The following is a 6,514-nucleotide window of genomic DNA, read 5'->3' as shown; positions in this document are numbered from 1 at the left end:
CGCTGCTGCAGGCGGTGCTGACGAAAAACACCTCGCTGGACGTGGCCCTCGATGCGCTGCCTGCCATGGCGCCGCGCGACAAGGCGGCGGCGCATCGGCTGGCGGCCGCCGTGCTGCGCCATACCGGCACGCTGGACGAGGTGCTGGAAGCGCATTTGCGCCGCGAGCCGCCGGTGCCGGTGCGGCATGTTCTTTGGCTCGGCGCGGCGGCTTCGCTGTTTCTCGACGCGCCGGCGCATGCCTCGGTGGGCACCGCGGTCGATCTTGCGCGGGCCCGCGGGCTCACTCCCTTTGCCGGGCTGGTCAATGCGGTGCTGCGCAAGGTCGCCGCTGCCGGGCCGGCGGCGCTGGACGGGCTGGATATGCCGCGCCTCGACACACCAGGCTGGGCCTGGGCAAGCTGGGGACGGGAGGCGCGGGCGATCGCCACCGCGCACGCGCATGAGGCGCCCCTCGATATTTCCGCCAAGCCCGGTTTTTCGCTGCCGGGCGAAATTCTGCCGACCGGTTCCACCCGCCTTCCCGCCGGCACGTCCGTGACCGAACTGCCGGGATTCCGCGGCGGCGAGATCTGGGTCCAGGATGCCGCCGCCGCCCTGCCCGCAAGGCTGCTCGCGGTGCAGCCGGGCGAGCGCGTGCTCGATCTCTGCGCCGCCCCCGGCGGCAAGACGGCGCAACTTGCCGCCGCCGGCGGAATCGTCACCGCGGTGGAGCGCGACCAGGGCCGCATGGGCACGCTCAAAGGCAATCTCGCCCGGCTCGGCCTGAGCGCCGAAACAATTCTCGCCGACGCCGTGACCTGGCGTCCAGATACGAAATTCCCGGCGATTTTGTTGGATGCGCCGTGCAGCGCCACCGGCACGATCCGCCGCCACCCGGATTTGCTGCATCTGCGCAAGCCGCGCGATGTGCAAACGCTGACGAAGGCGCAGGATGCCCTGCTCGATGCCGCCATGGACATGCTCGCTCCCGGCGGGAGGCTGGTCTATGCCGTGTGCTCGCTGCAGCCGGACGAAGGGGCGGCGCGGATCGATGCCGCCTGCGCCCGGCTCGGCCTGCGGCGCGACCCGCTCCATTTGCCCGAACTTCCGGAAGCGGTAACGGCGCAAGGCGATGTGCGCACGCATCCCGGCCTGTGGCCCGAGCGCGGCGGCATGGATGGGTTTTTCATTGCCCGGCTGGTAAGAGCCTGAAAGCAGGCCGTCTGCGCGCCGGCCCTGTCCTCGCCACGATCATTGGAGAGAATGCCATATGACCAAGACCGCTCTCGTCGTCGGTGCCAGCGGCATCGTCGGCAATAATCTCGCCCGCCATTTGCTCGCGAAGGGCTGGAACGTTCACGGCCTGGCGCGCCGGCCGCCGGCGGATATCGCCGGGTTGAAGCCGGTTGCCGCCGATCTCACCGACGCCGAGGGGCTGCGCGCCGCGTTGGCCGACCTGCGGCCGAGCCATGTATTCATCTGCACCTGGATGCGCCAGGCGACCGAGGCGGAGAACATCAAGGTCAACGCCGCCATGGTGCGCAACCTGCTGGACGCGTTGCGCCCCCAACAATCCGTGCAGCACGTGGCCCTGGTGACCGGGTTGAAGCATTATCTGGGGCCGTTCGAGGCATACGGCAAAGGCGCCCTGCCCGCCTCGCCATTTCGCGAGAGCCAGCCGCGCCTCGATACGGAGAATTTCTACTACGCCCAGGAGGACGAGCTGTACGCGGCGGCGTCGCGCGACGGCTTCACCTGGAGCGTGCACCGTCCGCACACGATCATCGGCTATGCGATCGGCAATGCCATGAATATGGGCGTCACGCTCGGCGTCTTCGCGACCATCTGCCGCGAGACCGGCCGGAAATTCCAGTTTCCGGGCTCGGCGGCGCAGTGGAACGGGCTGACCGACGTCACCGACGCGCGGCTGCTGGCGCGCCAGCTGGAATGGGCCGCGACCACCGAAGCGGCGCGCAATGAGGCGCTGAACATCGTCAATGGCGACGTGTTCCGCTGGAGCTGGATGTGGGAGCGCATTGCCGGCTGGTTCGGCGTGGAGCCGGTGCCATTCTCCGGGGAAGAGCGGCCGCTGGCGGTGCAAATGCGAGATTGCGGACCGGTCTGGGCGGACCTCGCGGCCAAGCACGGCCTGATCGGCCCCGATCTGTTCAGCCTCACCTCCGCCTGGCACACCGATGCCGATCTCGGCCGGCCGATCGAAGTGGTGACGGACATGTCGAAAAGCCGGCGGCTCGGCTTCCTTGATTATCAGGCCTCCGACGACAGCTTCTTCGACCTTTTCGAGCGGCTGCGGCGCGAGCGGGTGATCTTCTAAAAGTATCTTCCGAATGGCAGCTTTTTTCAAAAAGCTGCCATTTTTCCCGGCTATCTGTACGGTGTGGGCTCGCGTCAGACGTGAAATGGCGCTTGATTTCCCTGCCTCGCTTTCCCACCTGGAGCTACCGGGCCGCCCGCTTGGGCAAGGATTGTAAGAATCTTGACGAGATTGCAACAAAACCAGATCACAAGCGAGCGCCGTTCCAGGCGTGTGAGCATTTCATGCTTTATCGGCTTATTCCTTCTTGGCTTTGCCACGCGCATCCATGATGTCGCCGCCAAGCCGTTCTGGCTGGACGAGGTCACGACCATTCACCGTGCCCGCCTGCCGCTCTGGCAGATGATTCAGAACTCGGTGTTTTTTCACCAGTTTCCGTCCTATTTCATCCTCACCTCCTGGGCGCTGCATTTCGGCCATGACGAGCTTTGGGTGCGCATGCCGGCGATCCTGTTCGGCGCGCTGTCCTGCGCGCTGGCCTTTGGCGTGGCGCGGACTCTCGGCGGCACGCTGGCGGGCCTGACCGCCGGGCTGCTGATGGTATTCTCCCCCGCCCAGGTGCAATACGGCCAGGAAGCTCGCTCCTACACGCTGCTGATCTGCACCATCCTCATCGCCCTCTGGGGGCTGGTGATGCTGGCCCAGGACCCGGAAGGCGCGGCGCGGCCCTTGCGCGCGCAAGGCGGCCGTCCCGGCGCCTGGGCCAGCTATGTGGCCGGCACCATCGCGGCGCTCAACGTGCTCGGCGATTCCATGTTCTGGTTCTTCGCGGCCAACCTCGCCGCGGTCGCGATTGCCTGGGCTTCCGCCGGCCGGGCGCGCTTTTTCTGGCGCAACTGGCTGCTGGCCCAGATCGTGATCGTGCTGTTCTGCCTGCCCTGGTTCCTGGCGCTGAAATTTTTTGGCCAGCGCGGGGCGATGGGCGGGCTGGACTGGGTGCCACCCTTGAGCGGCGCGCGCATCTGGTGGACGCTGGCCGGAACCTATTTCATGCACACCACCAGCCTGATCGCGGTGCGCGTGTTCTCCGGCATTCCCGGGCTGGGCTGGCTGGTGCTGCTGCTGGCCGCCGGCGGGGTGTACGCGTTGCGCCGGCAGCGCGCGGCGCTGGTGGTGATCGGCGCGGCGGTGCTGGTGTTGCCGGTCAGCCTGCTGGCGATTTCCACCGTCAGCCCGGTCTGGGTGCCGCGCTATACGCTGTGGAGCGCGGCGCCGTTCTTCATTTGCGCCGGGCTGGGCATCACCCTGGTGCCGCGCCGGCTGCAACTGCCCGTGGTGGCGGTGGTCGGCCTGCTCGCCGCGCTCAATTTGCACCCTTACTACAAAGACGAGACCAAGCCGCGTTGGGATCTCGCCGCCGCAGACCTGCGTACCGATCTCCAGCCCGGCGACCTGCTGCTGGTGGACGACCCCGGGGCTGTGCATATGATGAACGTCTATTTGAAGCGTCAGGGCGCGCATCTGCCGGAGACCGCCTGGACCCAGAACGTGCAGCAGGCCGCCGCCGCTTTGGCCGCGGGGCACCGGGTCTGGGCGATCCAGGGCCGGGTCGGCCAGGCCGACCATGAGGACCGCGCGCAGTTCCTGACCCAGATCTCCTCGCTCGGACCGCCCAATACCCAGCAACAGATCGGCCTCGATATCGTGTTGCTGAGCTTCAACGGCCAGGTGGCCGAAGCCGCCGACTGAGCCATAGCAACCGACACGCTCTGGATCGAATCGGAAAATTCTACCTAAAGATGTAGATTTATACGAAATATCAACCTGTGGAATTCACATCGATGCTGAATGCCCTCGGCAACGCTTGTGAAAACCGTAACGGCTTGGGTACAATTCACGCCATGAACACACTCCCGACTCGCCTCCTGATCGCTCCCAGCCTCCTGGCCGCCGACTTTGCCCGACTTGGCGAGGAAACGGCCGCAGTCGAACGGGCCGGTGCCGACTGGCTGCATCTCGATGTCATGGATGGGCATTTCGTACCCAACATCACCTTCGGCCCGCTGGTGGTGAAGGCACTGCGCAAGCACACCGCCATGCCGCTCGACGTGCATCTGATGATCGCGCCGGCCGATCCGTATATCGCCGCCTTCGCCGAAGCCGGGGCGGACCATATCAGCGTGCATCCGGAATCCGGGCCACATCTGCACCGCACGCTGCAGCTCATCCGCTCGCTCGGCAAAAAAGCCGGCGTCGTGCTGAACCCGGGCACCCCGGTCGAGGCGATCGTGAATGTGCTCGATCTTGTGGACATCATCATGGTGATGACGGTGAATCCCGGTTTCGGCGGGCAGGCCTTCATCGCCTCGCAACTGGGCAAGATCGCGACCCTGCGGCGGCTGATCGACCAGACCGGCCGGGATATCGTGCTGCAGATCGATGGTGGAATCACGCCGGCCACGGCGCCCGACGTGCTGGACATGGGCGCGGACTGCCTGATCGCCGGCACTGCCGTCTACGGCACCCAGGATTATGCCAAGGCCATCGCCGCCTTGCGCGCCGCGCGGCGCAGCGGCCGCCCGGATGTGGCGGATGGCGGCGGATGAGCCAGAAGGAAAATTTCGGCCGCAGCGCCCGGGGATTCCTTGCGCGGCTGCAGAATTTGCGCATCCGCAATGCCCCGGACGCCCCCGCCGTCGCGGTGCGCGATCCCTGGCCGGGTGACCCCAGCCGGGGCGCCAGGCTGGTCAAAGCGGAGCTGGAATATTGCGGCGCGGTGCTGAGCCTGAGCCGCACGGTGTTCCAGTCGGTCAACGCCACGCCCGCGATGCGCGCCCATGCGCACGGCTTCACCTGGCTGCGCGACCTGCGCGCCCTGGGTACCGATGCCGCGCGCTCCCGCGCCCGCGCCTACGTGTCGGCCTACATGGACACCGAAACACCGGATGCCATCGCCACCGCGCCCGATGTCTGCGGCGCCCGGCTGGCCGCCTGGCTCGGCCATTACGATTTTTTCGCGGCCTCGGCCGATGACGATTTCCGCCAGCGGCTGATGAGCCGTCTGGTGATGGATGCGCGCAATTTGTCCGCCTCCCTGCCCGCGGAAATGCTGGACGGACGCGCTTTGACAGCGCTGAAAGGGCTCGCGGCGGCGAGCGTGGCGATGCCCGACCATGTCGGCCATCTGGCGCGGATGCTGAAATTCCTGGTGCCCGAACTGAGCCGGCAGATCCTGTCCGATGGTTGCCATGTCGAGCGCAGCCCGGCGGCGCATCTGACGGCGTTGCAGGACCTCACGGAGATCCGCGCGTTGCTGCAGGCCGGCAATACCGAACCGCCCTCCGCCCTGGTCGGCGCGATCGAGAGCGCCGCCTGCGCGATGCGGGCGCTGCGCCATGGCGATGGCGGGCTCGCCTTGTTCAACGGCAGCAAGGAGGATCTGGGCAGCCTGATCGATTTGGTGCTGGCCCAGGCCGGCCGCTCGCGCGGCACCATCGCCTATCTGGGCGAGAGCGGCCTGTACCGTCTCAGCACCGGCAAGGCGTTGCTGTTCATGGACGCCGGCGCGCCGCCGCCCGCGGGACAGGATCGCCGGGCCCATGCCGGGGCGCTGTCGTTCGAGTTTTCCGTCGGCAAGGAACGGCTGATCGTGAATTGCGGCGCGGCCCCGGCCAGCAGCGGCGCGTGGCACGACGCGCTACGCAGCACCGCCGCGCATTCGACCCTGGCTATCGCCGACGTGTCCTCCTCGGAACTGCGCGACTCGGGCCTCGGCCGCCGCCCGACCCAAATGCGGGCCGAACGGCTGGAGGCCGGCGGAGCGCAATGGATCGAGGCCAATCATGACGGTTGGGGGCAGCTGTTCGGGGCGATTCATCACCGCCGGCTCGGCCTGTTCGAGTCCGGTGATGAGCTGCAGGGCGAGGACCTCATCGAGGCGGCGCAGCCGCAGCCCTTCACCATCCGCTTTCATCTGCATCCGAGCGTCACGGCCAGCCTGCAGCAGGATAACGAGACGGTGCTGCTGCGCACGCCGGGCGGCCAGGGCTTCCGACTGCGCGCCTTGGGGGCGCCCGTCTCGATCGAGGAAAGCGTGTATTTCGGCCAGAACGAGCCCCGCCGCGCCGAGCAGGTGGTGCTGACCGGGCATCAGGACGGACCGCAGCATGTGAAATGGTCGATCACCCGCGTGTGACATCGGCAGGCGAAGTTAAGAGCTTCTTTTTGTGAACAAAAAGAAGCAAAAAAACTTTGTTAT

5 protein-coding genes are annotated in these 6,514 nt (G+C 66.9%); all 5 read left to right on the top strand.

Translation table 11 applies throughout. The annotated features are described in order from the left end of the window. Nucleotides 1-2 precede the first annotated feature (2 nt). The 5 genes from VNC39_RS05125 (at nt 3) to VNC39_RS05105 (ending at nt 6,451) form a co-directional block, all read left to right on the top strand. The gene (locus VNC39_RS05125; protein WP_408840209.1) at nt 3-1,193 is read left to right on the top strand and encodes an RsmB/NOP family class I SAM-dependent RNA methyltransferase; all 1,191 of its coding nucleotides are present in this window, start codon (nt 3-5) and stop codon (nt 1,191-1,193) included. A gap of 58 nt (nt 1,194-1,251) precedes the next feature. Continuing rightward, a complete protein-coding gene (locus VNC39_RS05120; RefSeq protein WP_325396843.1) occupies nt 1,252-2,316 on the top strand; it encodes an SDR family oxidoreductase in 1,065 nt (354 codons plus the stop codon). Nucleotides 2,317-2,478: 162 nt separating this feature from the next. Continuing rightward, complete coding sequence (locus VNC39_RS05115; RefSeq protein ID WP_325396841.1) at nt 2,479-4,005, top strand: glycosyltransferase family 39 protein; 1,527 nt, start codon at nt 2,479-2,481, stop codon at nt 4,003-4,005. A gap of 152 nt (nt 4,006-4,157) precedes the next feature. Next, nucleotides 4,158-4,862: a ribulose-phosphate 3-epimerase gene (rpe, locus tag VNC39_RS05110; protein WP_325396839.1), complete on the top strand. Its 705-nt coding sequence runs from the start codon at nt 4,158-4,160 to the stop codon at nt 4,860-4,862. After that, entirely contained in the window at nt 4,859-6,451 is a 1,593-nt protein-coding gene (locus tag VNC39_RS05105; protein WP_325396837.1) for a heparinase II/III family protein, read from the top strand. Before rpe ends, VNC39_RS05105 begins: the two co-directional genes overlap by 4 nt. Nucleotides 6,452-6,514 lie beyond the last annotated feature (63 nt).

This window comes from Acidocella sp. (assembly GCF_035535915.1).
GTDB lineage: Bacteria > Pseudomonadota > Alphaproteobacteria > Acetobacterales > Acetobacteraceae > Acidocella.
This window is presented reverse-complemented; position numbering and strand designations above follow the sequence as displayed.